Here is a 21,855-nt window from a genome sequence, read left to right as displayed (position 1 = left end):
GGCGACGGTCAGGACGCGTCGGCGTCCAGCGCCTCCGCGAGGCGGCGGGTGACCGCGCGCAGCTCGAGCTCGACGCCGCGGAGGCGCTCCTCCACCAGCCCGGTGCGCTCGTCGGCCGCGGCGAAGAGCGGCGGAGTGGCGCCGAGCGACTCCTCCGTCGAGGCCCGCCACGACGCGACAGCCTCGCTCAGCGAGCTCGTCGACGAGCGGAGGACTCCGAGCTCGTCGCGCAGCCCGGCGATCTCGTCGCGCACCGCGGCGATCTCGACCCGCAGCGCCGCGGTCTCGTCCCGCACCTCCTCGGTGCGCAGGCGCGCCTGTTCGAAGTACGGCGCCACCAGACGGTGCACCGCCTCGCGCAGGGCCGCGCCGCCCTTGCCGAAGCGCGTCGGCGCGGATCCGGGGTTCTCGCGGAAGTCGTGGTCACTGGTCATCGTCGTCGTCCCGTCCGGAGAGGCGGCGGTGGAGCAGATCCATCGCCCGCCGATCCTTGTCCATGATGTCGGCCTCGATGCCGGTGTCGGCAGTCCGCTCGCCGAGACCCGGTCGGCTCCGGCGCTCGAGCGAGCGCTCGAGGAGGTCGACCGAGCGCTCGAACGACAGCGGTCCGCGCGCGGCGGCCGCTCCGCGCCGGCCGAGGCCCTCGAGATCGACCGCCCCCGACACGACATCGCGCATCGCCGCGAGCAGCGACGAGGTCGAGCGCGTGATCTTGAGGCAGTCCACCCCGTCGATCAGGAACTCCGCCACTCCGCTCGACGCGGTGACGATCGGCACGCAGCCCACCGCCGCCGCCTCCACGGGAGCCACGCCGAACGCCTCGCCCGCCCAGGTCGGGAAGAGGAAGGCGTCGGCCGAGGCGTGCGCCGCCAGGACCTGGTCGCGCGGCGTCGCCCCGTGGAACTCGACGAGGCCGTCGAGGCCCGCCTCCGCCGCGCGCGCCCGGTAGCCGTCGACGTCGCCGTCGCCGTAGAGGTCGACGATGAAGTCGCGGGTCTCCTCCGCGAGCAGCGCGGCCGCCTCGAGCACGAGATCGACGCCCTTGTGCTCGCCGAGCGACGCGGCGAAGGTGAAGCGCGTGATCCCGCCCTCGCGGTACCGCCGCGGCTCGCCGGAGTCGGGCGGCACCGTCACTCCGCGCCCGATCACCTCGACCTCGCCGAGCTCGAGCCCGCCCGCCTCGATCGCGTCGACGAGGGAGCGGCTGACCGCCACGATCTCGCCGCGGTCGAAGTGGTCGGCGGCATCGGCCCCGTAGACCGCGAGGACGCGCTCGGGGAGGCCGTCGATCAGGCTGTTCGGGGTGCGGTCGCCCAGGTTCCACATCCACGCGGCCTCGACCGTGCGCAGCAGGTCGATCAGGGCGAGCCCGCCGATCCCGACGATGTTGAAGGCGACCACGTGCGTCGGCTCGAAGTCGCGCAGCTCCTCGAGCAGGATCCGCGTGTTCTCGAACCGCGACACCGAGCTCTCGTGGTGCATCAGCTGCGCGACCTCGCCGCCGGTCTGCGGCAGGGGGAAGTAGGTCCGCAGCCCGAGCGTGCGGTGCACCTCGACCGAGGAGGGCTCAGGAGGCAGGTAGGTCGGCGTCGTGAGGACCCGCACGGTGTGCCCGCGCGCCGCCATCGCCTCGGCGATGCGCGCGCAGGTCATCTCGTAGCCGCCGAGCACCTGCGGCGGGTAGAGGTTGCTGAGGAAGAGGAGTCGCATCGGACCTTCCGGAGTCGTCATCGGGCGTCCCGTCCCGCATCGGCGGCGATGCGCTCGGTGACGGCCGGAGTGTAGGTCGCGCGGGCCTGGCGGTCGTTGCCGCCGTCCCAGTAGTTGACCAGGTAGAGCCCGGTCTGCTGCGTCCGGGGCACGAACGGGAACAGCTCCGCCCGCGGCTGGATCTGCGCGATCCGGTAGCCCGCGTCGACCGCCCGCACGTGCAGCCAGATGTCGTCGGCGTCCGGAGCGACCTCGCGGAACGCGTCGCCGTGCGCGGCGACCGCCTCCATCAGCCCGCTCGGGAAGAGCTGCCCCGAGACCGACGTGCCGAAGACGTCGAACCCCGCGCGGGTGTCCTCGACCGGGCGCCAGCTCGTGTACGGCGCGACGGCTCCGTCGACCACCGCGACCCGGTGCGCGCGGTAGCAGAGCACCGTCTCGCGCGGGTAGCGCGCCCGGGCGTCGAGCAGCCCGCGGAGCCAGTGCCGCGGGTAGACGATGTCGTCGTCGGAGGTGACGACGTCGCGCTCGCCGGCGCGCCCGGACAGCAGGTGCGGGTAGTACTTGGTGTGCACGCGGTGACCCTCGACGAGGTGGATCTCGAGACCCCGTCGGCGGAGGCGGCGCAGGCTCGCCGGCAGCGCCGCGACGAGGGCCGGATCGTCGAGCCAGAGCGCCAGGCGCGCCGGGCGGGCGGCGCCGCGGGCGATCGACTCGAGGGCGATGTGCACGCGGTGGATGCGCTCGCCGTGCGTCGTCATGGTGACCAGGACCTCGCCATCGGGGTCGACCACCGGGCGGCGCGAGAACCGGTTGGCGAGCTCGAGCATCAGCAGCTCGCGGCGGAAGGCGAGCGAGGAGGGATGGTCGATGGGCCGGGCGGCGACGGCGGCCGCGCGGCGCTCGCGCAGGCCGGACAGCACGGCCAGGATCCGCGTCCTCGGGCGCACCCGACGGCCGAGCGCGGCGAGCCGGGTCCGGGGCCGGAGGCGGCGGCCGAGCGCGGCGAGGGCGGGATGCATCGATCCAGGATAGTCAGGGCCCGCTGGGCGCCCGACGTCGGTCAGTCGGCGTCGAACATCGCGTAGGCGCGCACCGGGAAGGTCCCGAATCCGCGCACCTTCGGCGGGACCGCCGTGAAGCGCGCTCCCCTCGGCGGCAGCGCCTCGAGCCCTGTCAGGTGCTCCACGACTGGCACGCCCGCGGCGAGGAGGAGGCTGTGCGCCGGCCGCGCGCCGCCTCCCTCGGTGTCGTCGATGTTGAGGGAGTCGATGCCCACCAGCACCGCGCCCGCCGCCACGAGGGCCTCGGCACCCGCCTCGGTCAGGTAGGGCGCGCCGTGGGCGTAGGCCGGGGTGGCGAAGTGCGCGTCCCAGCCGGTCGAGAGCAGCACGGCTGCGCCCTCGACGTCGAGGCCGGCGAGCGCCTCCGCGTCGATCGCCCGCCCGCTCCCCCGCGCGTCCACGACCACCGCGGGCAGGTCGACGAGCGTCTCGAGCGCGAGGTCGGCAAGATCCGTCCCGCCCTCGTAGCGGTGGTACGGGCTGTCGAGATAGGTGCCGGTGTTGCCGAGCAGCTCGATGACGTCCATGGCGAACTCCGTGCCGGGGGCGTAGGAGGCGCGCGACGCCTCCCGGGTCAGGTGCGGCCGGATGCGCGGCGACGGCAGACCGGGATAGGTCACCAGGCCGTCCGAGACGGTGTGGCTGAGGTCGACGAGGCGGCGCGCGGAGGAGGTCATGCCTCGATCCTCGCGGTGGCAGTATCACGCCGTCCCGCGAAGAACTGCCAGCCGCCGAACCGATCGAGCCAGCCGTGGCACCTCCGGCCCGATTCCACGAGCCCGAGCTCGACCCGGAGCCGCTACCGCTTCGGCAGCGCCGCAGCCAGGTCCGCGATCAGGTCGTCCGCGTCCTCGATGCCGACCGAGAGCCGCACCAGCGACTCCGACACCTCGAGCGGCGTGCCCTTGACCGAGGCGTGCGTCATCTCGCTCGGGTACCCGATCAGCGACTCGACCCCGCCCAGCGACTCCGCGAGCTGGAACAGCTTCGTCGACTCCGCGAACTTCCGCGCCGCCCGCGGCGTCGCCAGCTCGACCGAGAGCATCCCGCCGAAGCCCGACATCTGGCGCTTCGCCAGCTCGTGCCCCGGGTGGCTCGGCAGCCCCGGGTAGTAGACGGCCGTCACGGCCGGGTGCCCGACGAGGTACTCGGCGACCGCCTGCGCGTTCTTCGAGTGCCGCTCCATCCGCACCGCGAGCGTCTTGATGCCGCGGACCGTCAGCCACGCGTCCATCGGCCCCGAGATCGCGCCGACCGCGAACTGGAGGAAGCCGATCTTCTCGGCCAGCGGCCCCGAGCGCAGCGCGAGAGCCCCGCCCACCACGTCGGAGTGCCCGCCGAGGTACTTCGTGGTCGAGTGCACGACCACGTCGGCCCCGAGCGCCAGCGGCTGCTGCAGCGCCGAGGAGGCGAAGGTGTTGTCGACCACGACGATCAGGTCGTGCGCGTGGGCCAGATCGGCCAGCTCCGCGATGTCGCTGACGGTCATCAGCGGGTTGGACGGCGTCTCGACCCAGAGCATCTTGGTCTCGCCGGGGACGATCGCCCGCTGCACCTCGCGCAGGTTCGACATGTCGACGGCGGTGTTGCGGATGCCCCAGGCGCCGTGCACCCGGTCGATCAGCCGGTGGCTCCCGCCGTAGGCGTCGTTGCCGAGCACGATGTGGTCGCCGGGGGCGAGCGCGGCGCGCAGCAGCGTGTCCTCCGCCGCAAGGCCCGAGGAGAAGGAGTAGGCGACGTCGGCGCCCTCGAGCGAGGCGATCAGCTCCTGCAGGGAGTCGCGGGTGGGGTTCGCCGAGCGGGCGTACTCGTAGCCGCCGCGGAATCCGCCGATGCCGTCCTGGACGAACGTCGAGGTCATGTAGACGGGCGGGACGACCGCGCCGGTGGTCGGGTCGAACTCCTGACCGGCGTGGATGGCGCGGGTGTCGAAGTGCTGCTTCTTGGGCATGGCTGCATGCTTTCCGGGTCGAGGTGGAGTGGAGGGAGGTGCGCCGGTCACCCGGTGGCGAACGAGAGCAGGTCCTGCCGCGTGATCACGGCGACCGGCTTGCCCTCGTCGGTGACGAGCAGGGCGCTGACCTCGGTGAGGGCCGCGCGCGCCGACGAGATGCTCTCGCCGAGGCCGATCAGCGGCAGCGAGTCGCCGGAGGAGGCGCCGAGCGGATCGGTCATCGCCGCCGCGCCGCTGAAGACGCGGTCGAGCAGCTCGCGCTCATCGACCGCTCCGACGACCTCGCCCATCACGACGGGCGGCTCGGCGGTGAGGACGGGCAGCTGCGAGACCCCGTACTTCGTCATGATCTCGATCGCGTCGCGGACGGTGTCGCTCGGGTGCGCGTGCACGAGCGCGGGCAGCTCGCCGGTCTGCGGATTCGCGGCGCGGGCGCGGAGGACGTCGCGGACCGTCCCCTCCTCGGGCATCTCGAGGAAGCCGTAGGAGCGCATCCACCGGTCGTTGAAGATCTTGCCGAGGTAGCCGCGCCCGCCGTCCGGGAGCAGCACGACGACCACGTCGTCGGGCCCCAGGTCGGCCGCCGCCTTGAGCGCGACCGAGACGGCGAGCCCGCTCGAGCCGCCGACGAGCAGCCCCTCCTCGCGGGCGAGGCGGCGGGTCATCGCGAACGACTCCGCATCGCTCGAGGCGATGATGCGGTCGACGACGCTCGGATCGTAGGCGCTCGGCCAGAAGTCCTCGCCGACGCCCTCCGTGAGGTAGGGCCGCCCGCCGCCGCCCGAGTAGACCGAGCCCTCGGGGTCGGCGCCGATGATCTGCACGCGGCCGTCCGACACCTCCTTGAGGTAGCGCCCGACTCCGCTGATGGTGCCGCCGGTGCCGACTCCCGCGACGAAGTGGGTCAGCCGCCCGGCGGTGTCGCGCCAGATCTCGGGGCCGGTGGTCTCGTAGTGGCTGAGCGGACCGTTGAGGTTCGCGTACTGGTTCGGCTTGAACGCGCCGGGGATCTCGCGGGCGAGGCGGTCCGAGACGGAGTAGTAGGAGTCGGGGTCCTCCGGTGCGACGGCCGTGGGCGTCACGACGATCTCGGCGCCGTAGGCGGTGAGCACGTTGCGCTTGTCCTCGCCGACCTTGTCGGGCAGCACGAAGACGCAGCGGTAGCTGCGCTGCTGCGCCACGAGGGCGAGGCCGATGCCGGTGTTGCCGCTGGTCGGCTCGACGATCGTGCCGCCGGGCTTCAGGAGTCCGTCGCGCTCGGCCGCGTCGATGATGCGGGTCGCGATGCGGTCCTTCGACGAGCCGCCGGGGTTGAGGTACTCGACCTTGACCAGGACGGTCGCGCTCACTCCGGAGGCGGTCGGTCCGAGCTTCACCAGCGGGGTGTCGCCGATCAGGTCGAGCACCGATTCGGCGTAGGCCATCCCGGTCTCCGGGCGTGCTGGCAGGGCTCGATCGAGGGTCATACCGCCAGGGTACCAACCGGTTCGGAGCGTATGACGGGAGCCCCCGACAGCCCCTCGAGAGGCCTCTGGCCGGGTCGCGCGAGGTGCTGTCGCCGCGATCCGGAGTGCCCTATCGTGGGGGTCCGCGAGCGCCGCCGCTGTGAACGGAACGGACCCCGAATGACCTCTCCGATCGCCGCACCGCCGCGGCGTCCGGCCGATGCGCACCTCCTGCGGCTGCTGGGTCCGGCCATGGTCGCCGGAGTCGCCTACCTCGATCCGGGCAATGTCGCCAGCAACATGACGGCGGGCGCCCGCTTCGGCTATCTGCTGGTCTGGGTCGTCGTCCTCGGCAACCTGATGGCGTGGCTGATCCAGTACCTCTCGGCGAAGCTCGGCCTGATGACGGGCAGGAGCCTGCCCGAGCTGCTCGGCGAGCGCCTCCGCGGCCGCTGGGGTCGGCGAGCCTACTGGCTGCAGGCCGAGACGGTCGCGATGGCGACCGACCTGGCCGAGGTGATCGGCGGGGCGATCGCCCTCAACCTGCTCTTCGGCCTGCCGCTGCTGGTCGGCGGTCTGGTGACGGGCGCGGTGTCGCTCGTCCTCCTCCTGGTGCAGACCCGCGGAGGCGCGCAGCCGTTCGAGCGCGTCATCACGCTGCTCATGGTCATGATCGCGGTCGGCTTCACGGTCGGAGTCGTCGTCGATCCGCCCGACGCCGGATCGGCGATCGCCGGCCTCGTCCCGCGGTTCGAGGGGTCGGAGTCGGTGCTCCTCGCCGCCTCGATCCTCGGCGCGACCGTCATGCCGCACGCGATCTACGCCCACTCCGCGCTCGCCCGCGACCGCTTCGGCCGCGTCGACGGCGTCGGCGCCCGGCGGAGGATCCTGGTCGCCACCCGGATCGACGTCACCGTCGCGCTCGCGATCGCCGGCACCGTGAACCTCGCGATCCTCCTGCTCGCCGCGCACTCGCTCTCGGGAATCGCGGGCACCGACAGCCTCGAGGGCGCCCACGCCGCGATCGGCGCCGCCCTCGGCCCGGTCGTCGCGACGCTCTTCGCGGTCGGCCTGCTCGCCTCCGGACTCGCCTCGACCTCGGTCGGCGCCTACGCCGGCGCCGAGATCATGCACGGGCTGCTGCAGGTCCGCGTGCCGCTGGTCGCCCGGCGCCTGGTCACGCTGATCCCGGCGCTGCTGGTGCTGGCGATCGGCTTCGACCCGACGCGCGCCCTCGTGCTCAGCCAGGTCGTGCTGTCGTTCGGCATCCCGTTCGCCCTGGTGCCGCTGGTGATCCTGACCCGCGACCGCCGCCTGATGAGCGACCAGGCGAACCGCTGGTTCACGACCCTCGGCGCCACCCTCGCCGCCGCCTTCCTGATCGTCTTGAACGGCCTGCTCCTCTGGCTCACCTTCGCCCCCTGATCAAGGGTCCCGGCCGGCATTGATCCGATCCGGAGGCTGTCTCGTTATCCTCTGTGAGCGCCTCTCAGGCGCTGCGCCCGCTGCCGGCGCGCCATCCACCACCAGAACGAGAGACGCCGCGTGCCCAGAGACACGATGTCCGCGAAGAACCGCGCCCGCCAGGAGAAGCTCGAGGCCTACCGGCGCGAGCAGGAGAAGCGCAAGCGGAGCGGCCGCATCTGGATCTGGTCGCTCTCGGCCCTCGCCGTCCTCGCCGTCGGGGCGATCGTCGCGGTCACGGTCATCGGCAACCAGCAGATCGTCGAGGCGCGCCAGATCGACGGCCTGCAGACCTTCGAGAACGACGCCACCCACGTCGCCGGCACCGTCGACTACGAGCAGACGCCGCCGGCGGGCGGCCCGCACAACTCCGTCTGGATGAACTGCGGCGTCTACGACCAGCCCGTCCCCAACGAGAACGCGGTGCACGATCTCGAGCACGGTGCCGTGTGGGCGACCTACGACCCCTCCCTCCCGCAGAGCGAGGTCGACGCCCTGATCGAGGCGATGCCCGACACGTACGCCGTCGTCTCGCCCTACGAGGGACTCGAGTCGCCGATCGTGCTGAGCGCCTGGGACGCCCAGGTCGCCATCGACTCCCCCGACGACCCGCGGATCGACGCGTTCGTCGAGCGCTTCTGGCAGGCCTCCACCGCGCCCGAGCCCGGCGCGCCCTGCACCGGAGGCATCGACGCCCCCGGCAAGCAGTGACGCCCCCGGTGAGCAGCAGGGGCCGCCTCCTCATCGCCGCCGTCGCGATCGTCGCCCTGCTGCTGGGGGCGGCGGGCGGCTACGTGCTCGGCGCCCTCGCCCCGTTCTCGCAGACCGCGACTCCGTCGAGCACCAGCGCGGAGGCGGGCTTCGCGCGCGACATGCAGGTCCACCACCTGCAGGGCGCCCAGCTCGCGCTGATCGCCCACGAGCGCAGCACCGACGACGAGGTGCTGACCGTGTCGAAGGACATCCTGCTCACGCAGCAGCAGCAGTCGGGGCAGCTCTTCGGCTGGCTGACCTCGTGGGGCCTCCCCCAGGCCTCCCCCGAGCCGTCGATGACGTGGATGGGGCGCCCGACCCTCGCCGGCGCCGCCGACGCGCACTCGTCGATGGGCATGGGCACCGAGGACGGAGTCGTGCCGTCGAGCATGCCCGGCCTGGCGACCCCCGAGCAGATCGACGAGCTGACCGCTCTGTCCGGGCGCGACCTCGACCGCCTGTTCCTGCAGCTGATGATCACCCACCACCGCGGGGCGATCGACATGGCGGAGGCGCTCCTCGCCCGCAGCCGCGACACGGTCGCCACCGACTTCGCCACCTCGGTCGTCAAGGCGCAGGAGGCCGAGATCTCCCTGATGGAGCAGATGCTGGCCGACCGCCCCGCCGCCTGACCGGGAGGGCGCCGACGCGGTCCGCGCCTGCCGCGCGCACGAGCCCCGTGCACTCTGCAAGAGGCCGTGCGATCTGCAGGAGGAGCACCCCGATCAGGCGGGGATCGCGCGAAGGAGAGCGCTCCCGAGCCGCGATCGCCTGCGAATCGCACCCCGTCCGACCCGGAGTCCGGACCCGGCCGGCCCGTCAGGCGCCGACGGCCGTCTCGACCTGCTGCGCCTGCACCTGTTGGGCATAGAGCGAGGCGTAGAGCCCGCCGCGCACCAGCAGCTCGGAGTGGGTGCCCGACTCGACGATGCGACCGCCGTCGACGACGTGGATGACATCGGCCGACACCACCGTCGAGAGCCGGTGCGCGATCGCGATCGTCGTGCGACCGCGCGACGCGTCGTCGAGCGCGGTCTGCACGATCCGCTCCGAGACCGTGTCGAGCGCGCTGGTCGCCTCGTCGAGGATCAGCACCGCCGGATCCTTGAGCAGCACCCGCGCGATGGCGAGCCGCTGCTTCTCGCCGCCCGAGAGGCGGTAGCCGCGCTCGCCGACCAGGGTGTCGTACCCGTCGGGGAAGGACGCGATGGTGTCGTGGATGTTCGCCGAGCGCGCCGCCGCCTCGAGCTCCTCCTGGGTCGCATCGGGGCGCGCGTAGCGGAGGTTGTCGGCGATCGAGGCGTGGAAGAGGTAGGTCTCCTGACTGACGATCCCGATGTGCGACACGAGCGACTCCTGGCGCAGCTCGCGCACATCCGCCCCCGCGAAGCGCACGGAGCCGCCCGTCACGTCGTACAGGCGCGGCACGAGGTACGAGATGGTCGTCTTGCCCGCCCCCGACGGCCCGACGAAGGCGACGAACTCACCCGGCGCGATCGACACCGAGACGTGGTCGAGCGTCGGCCGCGCCTCCTCGGTCTGGTCGGGGTAGCGGAACACGACGTCGTCGAGCTCGACCCGGCCGAGCTCCCCCTCGACCTCGCGGGCGTCCGCCCGGTCGGCGATGGCCGGGCGGAGGTCGAGGTACTCGAAGATGCGCGCGAAGAGGGCGCCGGCGGTCTGCAGGTCGAGCGCGACGCGCATCAGGCCGAGCAGCGGCCACATCAGTCGCGCCTGGACCGTCGTGAAGGCGACCACGGTGCCGGCGGTCACGGTCGTCCCGCCGAGGATCAGCCACGCGGCGACGAGGTAGACGACGACGGGGATCACCGAGAGGAAGATCTGCACCGTCGCGAAGAACCACTGGCCCGACATCTGCTGGCGCACCTGCAGGTCGATCTGCCGGCCGTTCTCGTCGGCGTAGCGGGTCACCTCCGACTCCTGGCGTCCGAAGCTCTTGGCCAGGAGGATGCCCGAGACGCTCAGCGTCTCCTGCGTGATCGCGGTCATCTCGGACAGCGACTCCTGCGTCTTCGTCGCGATGCGTGCGCGGACCTGGCCCACGCGGCGCTGCGCGATCACGAGGACGGGGGTGAGCACCAGCGCGACGATCGTCATCTGCCACGACAGCAGCAGCATCGCCACCACGGCCGCGATCACGGTGACCGTGTTGCCGAGCACGCTCGACACGGTGTTGGTCAGCACGCTCGCGACCCCGCCGACGTCGTTCGCGAGGCGCGACTGGATGACTCCGGTGCGCGTGCGGGTGAAGAAGCCCAGCTCCATCGCCTGCAGGTGCCGGAAGAGCCGGATCCGCAGCTCCCCCATGACCGTGTTGCCGACGGTCGCCGTCAGGTAGGTCTGCCAGACGCCGAGGATCGCCGACAGCACCCAGACGAGCACCATGATGCCGACGAGCTCGAGCAGCACGGGGAAGTCCGGCCCGCCCTCCGCGGGGAACAGCCCCTGGTCGAACGCGAGCTGGGTGAGCAGCGGCGGCACGACCGTCAGCGCCGCGCCGACCAGCACGAGCGCGATGGTGAGGCTCAGCTTGGCGCGGTGATCGCGGAACAGCTCGGCGATGCGGCGGAACAGCCCGTCGATCCGCGGGGCGTCGGCGTTGGCCTGCCGCTGGCGGTCGGGGTCGCTGCTCGAGATCCTGCCGCGTGCCCCTCCGCCGCGCATCCCGCCGCCCGCCGCGACGTCACCCATCCTGCTCATCGCTCGACCATATCCCCGCCCGCCGACACCGCCCGAGGCTTCCGCCCACGGCGAAGTCGTGCTCTGCACGAACGCCGACGGCCCGGTGATCCTGCGAGCAGGAGCACCGGGCCGAGGAGGCGGAGCGGGAGAGCGTCAGCCCTTCGTGGCGCCGGCGAGCAGGCCGCGGACGAAGAACCGCTGGAGGCTGAAGAACACGATGAGCGGGACGATGATCGAGATGAACGCCCCCGCCGTGAGCAGCTCCCACGACTGGCCGTAGGAGCCCGAGAGATCCTGCAGCGCCTTCGTGATCGGCAAGCCCTGCCCGGAGGTGAACACCGTCGCGACCAGCAGGTCGTTCCACACCCAGAGGAACTGGAAGATGCCGAAGGAGGCGATCGCCGGCACCGAGAGCGGCAGGACGATGCGGAAGAAGATCTGGCCGTGGCCGGCTCCGTCCACGCGCGCCGCCTCGATGACCTCGCCGGGGATCTCCGAGATGAAGTTGTGCAGCATGAAGATCGCCAGCGGGAGCGCGAAGACCGTGTGCGCGATCCACACCTTCGCGTACGAGCCGTCCAACCCGTTCACCCCGAGGCCGGGGAGGATGTAGAGGTTGCCGATGCGCAGGCCGTCCGAGAACAGCTGCAGCAGCGGCACGAGCGCCATCTGGATCGGCACGATCTGGAGCGAGAACACGAGGACGAAGAGCGTGTTGCGGCCCTTGAAGTCGATCCACGCGAAGGCGTACGCGGCGAGGCTGGCGATGGTGATCGGGATGAGCGCGGCGGGCACCGTGATCACGAGCGAGTTCACGAACGCCTTGCCGAGCGTCAGGCTGTCGCCCGAGTTCAGCGCGTTCGCGTAGTTGTCGAGGGTGAACCCCGGGTTGGCGAAGATCGTCCACCAGCCGGTGGTCTTGATGTCGTTCGCAGGGCGGAACGAGGAGATGAACAGCCCCAGCGTCGGCACGGTCCAGATGACCGCGATGATCAGCGCCGCGATGGTGGCGCCGCGCGACGTGGTGGCCTTCTTGACCTTGCCGCTGGCGGTCTCGATCTTCGACTCGCCTCGAGCGAGGCGGCGCTGGGTGGTGCGATCGACCGGGACCTGGATCGGGGTGGCGCTCATCGGATCTCCCTCTGCTTCGCGAGCTGGCGGGCGTTGTAGACGACGATCGGCAGGACCAGGAGGAACAGGATGACCGCGAGGGCCGCGCTGTAGCCGCTGCGGGCGCCGAGCTGGAACTGACGGACCATCTCGAACGCGAGGACCGTGGTGTCGGAGCGGCCGCCGGTCATCGCCGAGACGATGTCGAAGACCTTCAGCGACGCGATCGAGATGGTCGTCAGGACGACCACGATCGAGGAGCGGATGCCGGGGACGGTGACGTTCCAGAAGGACTGCCAGGCGTTGGTGCCGTCGAGCGACGCCGCCTCGAGCTGCTCGGACGGGACGCCCTTGATGGCCGCGGAGAGCACGGTCATCGCGAAGCCGGCCTGGGTCCAGATCAGGACGACGACGAGGAACAGCGTGTTCCAAGGCTCGAGGCCCAGCCAGTCGACCGGGGTGGCGCCGAAGGCGGTGAGGATGCCGTTCAGGACACCGATCTGCTCGCCCTGGCGCACGTCGTAGAAGAACTTGAAGATGATCGACGCGCCGACGAACGAGATCGCCATCGGCATGAAGACCAGCAGCTTGAAGAACTTCTCGCCGCGGCTCTTGTCGATGAACACCGCGTACGCGAGGCCGATCGCCGTCGCCGTGATCGGTGCGAGCAGCACCCACACGACCGTGTTGAGGAACGCCGTGATGCCGTCGGGGCTGGTGAACACCCAGACGAAGTTGTCGAGCCCCGCGAATCCGGAGCCGTCGTTCTTCATGAACGCGTTGAGCGCCGTGGTGATCGTCGGGTAGATCAGGCCGATGAGGATGAAGAAGCCCGCGGGGGCCATGAACGCGATCAGCTGGAGACCGTAGCCCGCACCTTTGCGGGATCGGAAGTCGAGCAGGAAGAGCGCACCGCCGAGGACGGCCGCGACCACGGCGACCCACATCACGGAGTTGTAGAGACCGAAGGCGAAGAGCAGGGCGACGGGCACGAGCACGCAGATCGCGAGCCTCATGACGGTGTAGCCGGTGCCGCGACGCGGGGCGATCTCGACGAAGAAGAGGATGATCGCCACGACCGCCGCGAAGGCGATCAGGATGAGCGGGATCTGAGCGAGCGGGGGGATGCTCGCCAGCCACTGGAAGAATGCGGACATGGACGCCCTTTCGAGTGCGACTCTGAACTCAGGTGAAGCCTAGACCCGGGTCCGCCGCAGCGGTCCCGACTCGGGACATCACAGGAGGGCCGCCGCTCCGGGGAGCGACGACCCTCCAGGTGACTGCTAGGAGGTGTATCCGGCCTGGATGGACTCGAGGACCTGGTCGGTGCTCGATCCGTCGATCCAGTCGACCATGCCCTTGAAGAAGCTGTCGGAGCCGACGGCCTTGGGCATGAGGTCGGACGCGTCGAAGCGGAACGTCGAGTCCGGGTTCTGCAGGATCGCGATGGAGTCCTTCAGGACGTCGCTGCCCGCGTTCTCGGGGTCGAGACCCTTGTTCGCGGAGATGACGCCACCGAGCGAGACGCGGCTGTTGGCCCAGTCGGCGCTCGAGAGGTACTCCTGGACCTTCGCGGTGTCCTCGTCGTTCGAGAACGCGGCGACGAACTCGCCACCACCGGTGACGGCCTGGTCGTCATCGGCGTTGACCGGCGGGGTGAGGAAGGCCCACACGTCGCCGTCCTCGGCCACGGTGGCTCCCGCGGAGGTGAGGAAGCCCTCGAAGAACGAGGCCTGGTGGGTCAGCGCGCAGGTGCCGTTGGCCATGTTCTGCGCGACGTCGCCGAACGCGGTCGAGTTGATCGACGAGACGTCGCCGTAGCCGGCGTTGACCTGGGTCGGGTCGAGGAGGATCGATCCGACGGAGTCGAACGCGGCCTTGATCTCGGGGTCGGTGAACGAGGTGTCGCCCGCGACCCAGGAGTCGTAGACGTCGGGGCCGGCCTCGCGGAGGACGGCGTCCTCGATCCAGTCCGTGCCCGGCCAGCCGGACGCGGCGTCGGAGGCAAAGCCCGCGCACCACGACGGTCCGCCGGTCTTCTCGGCGATCGTCTTGCCGAGCGCCTCCATCTCGTCCCACGTGGTGGGGACCGAGACGCCCCACTCGGCGAACTTCGACGGCTGGTACCAGACGTAGCCCTTGACCGACGCCATCAGCGGCGCGCCGTACTGGGTGCCGTCGACCTGGCCGTACTTCTGCCAGTCCTCGGACCAGTTCTCCTTGACGTTGGCCAGCGCGGCCTCGGGGAGCTCCTGGACCTTGCCGGACGCGACCGTGTCGGCGAGGAGTCCGGGCTGGGGGAAGATCGCGAGGTCGGGGACGTCGCCGCCCTGGACCTTGATGCCGATCTGCTGCTCGAAGCCCTTGTCGCCGGTGTACTGGATGTCGATGCCCGACTCGTCCTCCCAGTCCTTCCAGGACTCCTCGAGGAGGGTGGCCTCGTCGCCGTTGATGGTGCCGTAGACGTTGACGACGCCGTCGGCCGTGCCGACCGAGCCGGCTCCGCTTCCGCCACCGGCGTTGGGGTCGTTGGGGTCACTGCTGCTGGAGCAGCCGGCGAGTGCGATTCCCGCGGCTGCCAGAACGGCGACCGGGACGGTGATACGGCGGTGCAGGGATGACCGCATTCTTCCTCCTCATTGAGTGGTGATTCAGCATCGGGCCTCGGATCGACCGGGTGAGCCGCACCCGACCGGGGACCGGCGGGCTGTGGCGGCTCGAAGCCGAGGTCGCCAGGACTCTGATGCTGTTGACGGCGAGGCCAGGAGGAACTCCGAGCCGATCACCGGGTTGCTGTGGGCGGGACCCACGGGGGGAAACCTTTCCACAACTCCGATGAAATCACAACGGCCGCGATAGAGCGCTCTCTGAGATAACGATCCGGCGTCGAACCGGGGTTCTGGCGGGGGTCTCGGCCTCGGGCGCCGATCCGGAGGTGGCCGTCCTCCTCCCTACGGGGTATACATTCCTGGAACCGTTTCCAGCATCGACGCCGGACGGTCGGGAAGGACGCCGTGCCGGGCATCGAAGAGGTCGCCGAACTCGCCGGGGTCTCGAAGGCGACCGTCTCGCGCGCCCTCAGCGGCCGCGGCTACGTCTCGGCGAGCACCAAGCAGCGGGTCGAGGGCGCCGCAGCGAGCCTCGGCTACGTCGTCTCGGCGAACGCCTCGAGCCTGGTCACCGGGCGGAGCAACAACATCGCCGTCATCATCCCCAGGATCAACCAGTGGTTCTTCGGCGGCATCATCGAGGGGATCGAGCACGCCCTCCTCGCCGCGGGCTACGACCTGCTGCTGTACACGATGGACAAGCACCTCGACGCGCGCCGCAGCGTCTTCGAGTACTACCTCGTCCGCAAGCGCGTCGACGCGATCGTCGCGGTCACCCTCGAGATCTCGCCCGACGAGACGGAGGCGCTCCTCGCGCTGGGCAGGCCGGTCGTCGGCATCGGCGGCGAGCTCCCCGGCATACCCACCTTCAGCATCGACGACGTCGCCGCCGCCCGCCTGGCCACCGAGCACCTGCTCTCCCTCGGGCACGAGCGCATCGTCCACATCGGCGGTCTCGCGGAGGAGGAGATGGACTTCCACGTGCACACCAAGCGCCGCGACGGGTTCCGCGACGCGGTGCGCGCGTCCGGCCTCCCGTACGACCCGGCCTCGTTCGTCCCCACGAGGTTCGACATCCCGGGCGGGCACCGGGCGGGCCGGCAGGTCCTCGGCGACCCGAGGACACGGCCGACGGCGATCTTCGCCGCCTCCGACGAGATCGCGATCGGGATCATCCTCGCGGCGCGCGAGCTCGGCCTGTCGGTGCCAGAGGACCTCTCGGTGATCGGGATCGACGACCATCCCCTCGCCGAGCTGTTCGGGCTCAGCTCGATCAGGCAGGATCCACGGCAGCAGGGCGAGCTGGCGGTCGAGCTCCTCCTGGAGGCACTGGCGGCGGGCGCCCGGGGCGAGGCTCCTCCCCCGGCGCGTCACACGACGATCCCGGCCACCCTCGTCATCAGGACGAGCACCTCGGCGCCGAGGAGCGTGCGGACCGGGGCCTGACGGACAGGGGCGTGTCGGTCAGGGGCGTGACGGTCAGGGGCGCGGGGCCACCACGAGGCGCTCGTGCATGATCTCGACCGCGCGCTCGAGGACGCGGCGGTCCTCCGGCGAGAGGTCGTCGAAGATCGGGGTCAGCGCGTCGCCGAGCTGCGAGCGCCACGCCGCGAGCGCGTCCGCACCGGCTCCGGCGAGGGCGATCTGCCAGGCGCGCGCGTCGGCCGGGTCCGCGATGCGGTCGAGCCAGCCCGCCTCGACGAGGTTCTTCACGATCTTGGTCATGGTGGGCTGCGACACCCGGCTCTGCACGGCCAGCTCGCCGAGCCGCATCGGACCCATCGACAGCAGCACCGAGAGGGTGCGCCAGACGGCCTGCGACTCCTGGTTGTCGGTCGCCTGCGCCGCGAGCCGCGTGATCCGGTGGGTGACCGAGACGAAGTCGCTCAGGAGCTCGCTCAGCGAGACCTCGCTGGGCGGGACGTCGCGGGCCGGCAGGCCGGCGAGCGGATCGGGTGCTGTCACCCTCCGATCCTAGAGCCCGCGCGGAAGCAGCCCGGGAACGACGCAGGGCGCCGCCTCCGAGGAGACGACGCCCTGCGACCGGCCGGAGCCGGGGAGTGCTGACTACTTGACGGTGACGGTCGCGCCGGCGGCCTCGAGCTGGGCCTTGGCCTTCTCGGCGGTCTCCTTGTTGACGGCCTCGAGGACAGCCTTGGGGGCGCCGTCGACGACTGCCTTCGCCTCGCCGAGGCCGAGGCTGGTGAGCGCGCGGACCTCCTTGATGACCTGGATCTTCTTCTCGCCGGCGGCCTCGAGCACGACGTCGAACTCGGTCTGCTCCTCGACCTCTTCGACGGGGGCGGCCGGTCCGGCGGCGCCTGCAGCGGCGACGGGCGCGGCGGCGGTGACCTCGAAGACCTCTTCGAACTTCTTGACGAACTCAGAGAGCTCGATGAGCGTGAGCTCCTTGAAAGCCTCGATGAGCTCGTCCTGCGTGAGCTTTGCCATGATTTTTCTCCTAGTTTTTCTTGTCTACGAACCGCGTGCGCACCGTTTCCCGAGGGGAACGGATCAGCTCGCGGACTCCTGCTTCTCGCGCAGCGCCTCGACCGTGCGAACGGCCTTGGACAGCGGCGCCTGGAACAGATATGCGGCACCGAACAGCGAGGCCTTGAAGGCGCCGGCGAGCTTGCCGAGCAGAACTTCGCGGGACTCGAGGTCGGCGAGCTTGCCCACCTCTTCTGCGGTCAGCGGGTTACCGTCGAAGTAACCGCCCTTGACCACGAGCAGAGGGTTTGCCTTGGCGAAGGCACGCAGCGACTTGGCCACGGCGACAGGGTCGCCGTGCACGAACGCGATGGCCGAGGGGCCGGCGAGCTCGTCGTCGAATGACGTGATCCCGGCGTTGTTCGCCGCGATCTTGGTCAGCGTGTTCTTCACCACGGCGTAGGTCGCGTGCTCACTGATGTCCTTGCGCAGCGTCTTGAGCTGAGCAACAGTGAGACCGCGGTACTCGGTCAGCAGAACGGCGGTCGAGCTCTGGAACTTGTCCGTGAGCTCGGCGACCGAGGCTTCCTTGTTCGCCATGGTTACTCCTGTGAATTCTCGTGCCGGTAGCCCGAAAGCAGGCAAAGAAAAAAGCTCCGGCGCAGGAGCGCGGGAGCTTCGGGAGTCGCGATGAATCGCGGTTCTGATTCTCTTGCACACCTGCGCGGGCCATTCGCTCTGCGAATCCTTCGTCCGGTGGCGATCTCGCGGAGGCCTGGGCCCCTGCTCGTGCGCACACCGGAAACCGGCGGTCTTTGGCTCCGGAGAGCGTACGACGCGACAGGGGTCCGGCGCAAGTCGGAGTCGGCGGGGCGGTGGCCGGACGGGAATCATGGAGTCATGACCGCTCCGTCCTCGTCGCCCGGTGCCGACTCCGCGATCGCCTCGGTCGAGGGCGAGCTGAGCACCCTCCTCACCCGGTTCCGAGCGGCGATGCGCTCGTACGCCGAGCAGCTGCATCCGGAGCTGTCGCCGCTCGGCTACCGGATCCTGTCGGCGCTGGAGCGTCGCGGCCCGCTCCCCTCCGGTGCCCTCGCCGAGCTGCTCGAGATGGACAAGTCGGCGCTGAGCCGCCAGATCTCGGCGCTGGACCGGCTGGGATTCCTGGCGCGGACACCGGACCCGGCGGACGGGCGCGTGACGATCCTCGCGGTGACGGAGCGCACGGCCGAGCGGCTGCGCGAGATCCGCAGCTCGAACCGGGCGCTGATGCACGAGGAGCTGCGCCGCTGGGACGTCGGCGACGTCGAGCTGTTCGCGGGGCTCCTGCAGCGGATCAACGCCCTCGACTTCGGCGTCTGACGGCGGTCCCTCCGCTAGCACCGCGGGGGCTCCCGCGGCAATCGGGCTCCCGGGGGCTCTCGGACTGCGTAGCGTCGAGTGGGATGGATCCCCTCGACCCCGCCCCCCTGCCCGACGACCGCCTGCCCGACGACGTCGACGGCGCGCTCGCCCTGGCCCGCGGGATCGGCGCCGACGCGCCGCTGCCCGGGTCGGGTCGCACCGCCGAGCTCCTCGCGCTGCTGGAGCGGCTCGCCCGGCACGACCTCGGGGTCGCCAGGGCCGTCGAGCCGCACCTCGACGCGCGGGCGATCCTCGCCGAGGCGCAACTCGCCCCCTCCGACGTCGGCATCGCCGCCGACGCGACCTGGGGAGTGTTCGCCGCGGAGGGCGGGGACGAGCCGCTCGTCGCACGCCCCTCCGGCGCCGACTGGCTGCTCGACGGAGTGAAGCCGTGGTGCTCGCTGGCCGACCGCCTCGACGCCGCGCTGGTCACCGCGCACGTCGGCGACGCCTCCGGTGAGCGCCGTCTCTTCGCCGTCGCTCTCGGCGACGGACGGGCGGTCCCGGAGGCGGGCGCCTGGCACGCGCGGGGTCTCGTCGAGATCCCGAGCGGCCCGGTCCGCTTCGCCGCGGCACCGGCCCGGGCGGTCGGCGAGGCGGGCTGGTACCTGTCGCGGCCCGGCTTCGCCTGGGGCGGCATCGGCGTGGCCGCCTGCTGGCACGGCGGGGCCCTCGGAGTGGCGGCGACCGTCGCGCGGGCGGCCGAGCTGCGCGCGGATCCGCACCTGCTCGCGCACCTCGGCGCGATCGACACGGCGCTGTCGGCCGCTCGGCGCGCACTCGACGAGGCCGCCGCGCTGATCGACGACGGCCGGGCGCAGGGGCCCGACGGCTCCCTGCTCGCCAAGCGGGTCCGCGCGAGCGTCGCTGGGGCCGCGGAGGAGATCCTCCTGCGTGCCGGCCGGGCGCTCGGACCGGCTCCGCTCGCCCTCGACGCCGAGCACGCCAAGCGGGTCGCCGACCTCTCCCTCTACCTCCGCCAGCACCACGCCGAGCGCGACGACGAGTCGCTCGGCCGCGCGGTCCTCGCCTCCGGGGCGGTGGCCCGGTGGTGAGCTTCGACGGCCACCTCGAGGGCACGCCGCTCGAGGTCTGGCGGGCGGACGGCCGGTTCGACCGCCTCCCCGTGCTCGAGCAGGGTCTTCTCGCGGCGCCGGCCGTCGAGCGGATCCTCGTCGTCGTGGCGCACGCCGACGACGAGACGCTCGGCTGCGGGGGCACGATCGCGCTCGCGCGCCGTCTCGGGACACCGGTGGACGTCGTGATCGTGACGGACGGAGCGGCGGCGCACGGAGGCGCCTCCGCCGACCTCGCCGACGAGCGGCGGCACGAGGCCGAGCAGGCGCTGGCGCGGCTCGGCGACGGCATCGGACTCGCGTACCTCGAGGTGCCCGACTCGGCGACGCCCGACCACCGCGAGCGCATCGTCGACGAGGTGCGGGCACGCGCCACGGGACCGGCGGGGAGCGTGCTGCTGATCTCGACCTGGGCGCGCGACGGCCACCGCGACCACCGCGTCGTCGGCGAGATCTGCGCCGAGGTCGCCGCCGAGCTCGGGCATCCCGCGCTGGCGGCGCCGATCTGGCTGTGGCACTGGGCGGACCCGGCGCACGAGGAGGTGCCGTGGCCCGAGCTGGTGAAGGTCGAGCTCGACGCGGAGGCGGCCGGGCGCAAGCGGGCGGCCCTCGACTGCTACCGGAGCCAGACCGCGCCGGGACCCGGCGGGACGGACGCGGTGCTGCACCCGCTCTTCCTCCGGACCTTCGCCGGCGGCGACCGACTGGTGCGGGTGCGCGGATGAGCTACTTCGACGAGCTGTACGCGCGGCACGAGGACCCCTGGGGGTACACGAGCCGCTGGTACGAGGAGCGCAAGCGCGCCCTCACCCTGGCGAGCCTGCCCGAGCAGCGCTACGGATCGGTCCTCGAGATCGGCGCCTCGATCGGCGTGCTCGCCGAGGCTCTCGCCGCTCGCGCGGACCGGCTGCTCGCCGTCGACGTCTCGGCCGCCGCGGTCGACCGGGCCGCTCGCCGTCTCGCCGCCCTCGAGCACGTCCGGGTCGAGCACCACGACATCACCCGCGGCGTGCCGGAGGGTCCGTTCGATCTCGTCGTGCTCTCGGAGGTCGGCTACTACCTCGGGGAGCCGGCGCTCGAGGACGCTCTGACGGGCATCCTCGACGAGCTCGCGCCCGGTGGGGATCTGGTCACGGTGCACTGGCGGCACCCGATCGAGGGCGTCGAGCTCGACGGCGACGCGGTGCAGCGCGCCGTCGGGCGCCTCGGCCTGCACCGGCTGGTGCGGCACGAGGAGGAGGACGTCCTGCTCGAGGTGCACTCCCGCGACGGGCGCTCGGCCGCGCGGCGCACGGGGCTGCTGTGATCGACGGGCCGATCGACGCGGTCCCGATCGAGCACGTCCTCGTCGTGGTCCCCGCGCACGACGAGGAGGAGCGGATCGGCGGACTCGTCGCCTCGGTCGTCGCGAGCGCCGAGCACCTCTCGCGGTCGCACCCCTGGGTCGAAGTGCGGCTCGTCGTCGCGGCCGACGGCTGCTCGGACGCGACCGCCGAGCGCGCCCGGTCGGCCGGAGCCGAGGTGCTCGAGATCGAGCGCTGCGGAGTCGGGGCGGCCCGCGCCGCGGGGATCGCGCACGCCCTCGCCGACGCGAGCGCCGCCTCCGACCGGATCTGGCTGGCGAACACCGACGCCGACTCGATCGTGCCGGTCGACTGGCTGCGCGCCCACGTCGAGCACGCACGCGAGCACGACGCCCTGCTCGGGACCGTGCGCCCCGAGCCCGCCGACCTGGACCCGGAGATGTACGGCCGGTGGCTCGACACCCGCGCCCGGGAGGAGTCGATCGGCAGCATCCACGGAGCGAACCTCGGCGTCAGAGCCAGCGCCTACCTCGCCGCGGGCGGCTTCGGAGCGGAGCCGCTGCACGAGGACGTCCGCCTGGTCGACCGGCTGCGCGCGACCGGCGCAGCGGTGGGGGCCACCGACCGGGGCGAGGTGGTCACCTCCGGCCGCCGCGACAACCGCGTCACGGGCGGCTACGGCGCGTACCTGCACGAGCGCTTCGCGAGCGGATCGGACCTCGGCGCGCGAGCCTGCTCCCCGGCCTGAGACCCTGAGCGCGCCCGCGTCGCACGACGACAGGGGCCGCTGTCAATGGTCTGGCCCTGAATTGTCACGAGTCTCCCGGCG

At 71.7% G+C, this 21,855-nt stretch carries 22 protein-coding genes; 9 read left to right on the top strand and 13 right to left on the bottom strand.

Going from position 1 to position 21,855, the window contains the following annotated elements; genetic code table 11:
- Positions 1–8: 8 nt before the first annotated feature.
- The 6 genes from GRS96_RS07685 to GRS96_RS07660 form a co-directional block, all read right to left on the bottom strand.
- Positions 9–434, bottom strand: coding sequence for a hypothetical protein (locus GRS96_RS07685; protein WP_159854207.1), 426 nt, complete (start codon positions 432–434; stop codon positions 9–11).
- The gene (locus GRS96_RS07680) at positions 424–1,710 is read right to left on the bottom strand and encodes a glycosyltransferase (protein WP_159988174.1); all 1,287 of its coding nucleotides are present in this window, start codon (positions 1,708–1,710) and stop codon (positions 424–426) included. The genes GRS96_RS07685 and GRS96_RS07680 overlap by 11 nt, the downstream gene beginning before the upstream one ends.
- A gap of 17 nt (positions 1,711–1,727) precedes the next feature.
- Positions 1,728–2,732: a glycosyltransferase gene (locus GRS96_RS07675; protein ID WP_159854211.1), complete on the bottom strand. Its 1,005-nt coding sequence runs from the start codon at positions 2,730–2,732 to the stop codon at positions 1,728–1,730.
- Positions 2,733–2,773: 41 nt separating this feature from the next.
- Complete coding sequence (locus GRS96_RS07670; RefSeq protein WP_159988173.1) at positions 2,774–3,451, bottom strand: cyclase family protein; 678 nt, start codon at positions 3,449–3,451, stop codon at positions 2,774–2,776.
- 122 nt (positions 3,452–3,573) lie between these two features.
- Complete coding sequence (locus tag GRS96_RS07665) at positions 3,574–4,725, bottom strand: cystathionine gamma-synthase (RefSeq protein ID WP_159854215.1); 1,152 nt, start codon at positions 4,723–4,725, stop codon at positions 3,574–3,576.
- A gap of 47 nt (positions 4,726–4,772) precedes the next feature.
- On the bottom strand, positions 4,773–6,152 hold the full coding sequence (locus GRS96_RS07660) for a cystathionine beta-synthase (protein WP_159989262.1): 1,380 nt from the start codon (positions 6,150–6,152) through the stop codon (positions 4,773–4,775).
- A 201-nt stretch (positions 6,153–6,353) separates the two neighbouring features.
- Here GRS96_RS07660 and GRS96_RS07655 point away from each other — a divergent pair, with 201 nt between their 5' ends.
- The 3 genes from GRS96_RS07655 (at position 6,354) to GRS96_RS07645 (ending at position 9,022) form a co-directional block, all read left to right on the top strand.
- Positions 6,354–7,598 (top strand): Nramp family divalent metal transporter, encoded by a 1,245-nt coding sequence (locus GRS96_RS07655; RefSeq protein WP_159988172.1) that lies wholly within the window; start codon positions 6,354–6,356, stop codon positions 7,596–7,598.
- Positions 7,599–7,718: 120 nt separating this feature from the next.
- A complete protein-coding gene (locus tag GRS96_RS07650) occupies positions 7,719–8,348 on the top strand; it encodes a DUF3105 domain-containing protein (RefSeq protein WP_235021839.1) in 630 nt (209 codons plus the stop codon).
- 8 nt (positions 8,349–8,356) lie between these two features.
- Positions 8,357–9,022, top strand: a complete 666-nt coding sequence (locus tag GRS96_RS07645; protein ID WP_159988171.1) for a DUF305 domain-containing protein — start codon at positions 8,357–8,359, stop codon at positions 9,020–9,022.
- Positions 9,023–9,209: 187 nt separating this feature from the next.
- Here the strand turns inward: GRS96_RS07645 and GRS96_RS07640 are convergent, their stop codons facing one another.
- The 4 genes from GRS96_RS07640 to GRS96_RS07625 form a co-directional block, all read right to left on the bottom strand.
- On the bottom strand, positions 9,210–11,102 hold the full coding sequence (locus GRS96_RS07640) for an ABC transporter ATP-binding protein (protein WP_159989261.1): 1,893 nt from the start codon (positions 11,100–11,102) through the stop codon (positions 9,210–9,212).
- Between the two features lie 144 nt (positions 11,103–11,246).
- A complete protein-coding gene (locus tag GRS96_RS07635) occupies positions 11,247–12,224 on the bottom strand; it encodes a carbohydrate ABC transporter permease (protein ID WP_159988170.1) in 978 nt (325 codons plus the stop codon).
- Positions 12,221–13,360, bottom strand: coding sequence for a carbohydrate ABC transporter permease (locus GRS96_RS07630; RefSeq protein ID WP_159854234.1), 1,140 nt, complete (start codon positions 13,358–13,360; stop codon positions 12,221–12,223). The genes GRS96_RS07635 and GRS96_RS07630 overlap by 4 nt, the downstream gene beginning before the upstream one ends.
- Before the next feature lie 126 nt (positions 13,361–13,486).
- A complete protein-coding gene (locus GRS96_RS07625; RefSeq protein ID WP_159854236.1) occupies positions 13,487–14,830 on the bottom strand; it encodes an ABC transporter substrate-binding protein in 1,344 nt (447 codons plus the stop codon).
- 387 nt (positions 14,831–15,217) lie between these two features.
- Here GRS96_RS07625 and GRS96_RS07620 point away from each other — a divergent pair, with 387 nt between their 5' ends.
- A complete protein-coding gene (locus tag GRS96_RS07620) occupies positions 15,218–16,258 on the top strand; it encodes a LacI family DNA-binding transcriptional regulator (protein ID WP_159854238.1) in 1,041 nt (346 codons plus the stop codon).
- A gap of 33 nt (positions 16,259–16,291) precedes the next feature.
- On the opposite strand, the gene GRS96_RS07615 is transcribed toward GRS96_RS07620, so the two are convergent.
- From GRS96_RS07615 to rplJ, 3 genes are all read right to left on the bottom strand, one after another.
- Entirely contained in the window at positions 16,292–16,777 is a 486-nt protein-coding gene (locus GRS96_RS07615) for a MarR family winged helix-turn-helix transcriptional regulator (protein WP_235021840.1), read from the bottom strand.
- A 102-nt stretch (positions 16,778–16,879) separates the two neighbouring features.
- Positions 16,880–17,263 (bottom strand): 50S ribosomal protein L7/L12, encoded by a 384-nt coding sequence (gene rplL, locus GRS96_RS07610; RefSeq protein WP_056041673.1) that lies wholly within the window; start codon positions 17,261–17,263, stop codon positions 16,880–16,882.
- A gap of 63 nt (positions 17,264–17,326) precedes the next feature.
- Positions 17,327–17,842, bottom strand: coding sequence for a 50S ribosomal protein L10 (rplJ, locus tag GRS96_RS07605; RefSeq protein WP_056041671.1), 516 nt, complete (start codon positions 17,840–17,842; stop codon positions 17,327–17,329).
- A gap of 300 nt (positions 17,843–18,142) precedes the next feature.
- Between rplJ and GRS96_RS07600 the strand changes: the two genes are divergently transcribed.
- The 5 genes from GRS96_RS07600 to GRS96_RS07580 all read left to right on the top strand — a co-directional run bounded on the left by GRS96_RS07600 (position 18,143) and on the right by GRS96_RS07580 (position 21,774).
- Entirely contained in the window at positions 18,143–18,604 is a 462-nt protein-coding gene (locus GRS96_RS07600; protein WP_159854240.1) for a MarR family winged helix-turn-helix transcriptional regulator, read from the top strand.
- Positions 18,605–18,687: 83 nt separating this feature from the next.
- Positions 18,688–19,701, top strand: coding sequence for an acyl-CoA dehydrogenase family protein (locus GRS96_RS07595; RefSeq protein WP_159854242.1), 1,014 nt, complete (start codon positions 18,688–18,690; stop codon positions 19,699–19,701).
- A complete protein-coding gene (locus tag GRS96_RS07590) occupies positions 19,695–20,447 on the top strand; it encodes a PIG-L deacetylase family protein (protein ID WP_159988169.1) in 753 nt (250 codons plus the stop codon). Before GRS96_RS07595 ends, GRS96_RS07590 begins: the two co-directional genes overlap by 7 nt.
- Positions 20,444–21,028, top strand: a complete 585-nt coding sequence (locus tag GRS96_RS07585) for an SAM-dependent methyltransferase (protein WP_159854245.1) — start codon at positions 20,444–20,446, stop codon at positions 21,026–21,028. The genes GRS96_RS07590 and GRS96_RS07585 overlap by 4 nt, the downstream gene beginning before the upstream one ends.
- Positions 21,025–21,774 (top strand): glycosyltransferase, encoded by a 750-nt coding sequence (locus tag GRS96_RS07580; protein WP_159988168.1) that lies wholly within the window; start codon positions 21,025–21,027, stop codon positions 21,772–21,774. The genes GRS96_RS07585 and GRS96_RS07580 overlap by 4 nt, the downstream gene beginning before the upstream one ends.
- Positions 21,775–21,855: the final 81 nt, after the last annotated feature.

This window comes from Rathayibacter sp. VKM Ac-2803 (assembly GCF_009807175.1).
GTDB lineage: Bacteria > Actinomycetota > Actinomycetes > Actinomycetales > Microbacteriaceae > Rathayibacter.
This window is presented reverse-complemented; position numbering and strand designations above follow the sequence as displayed.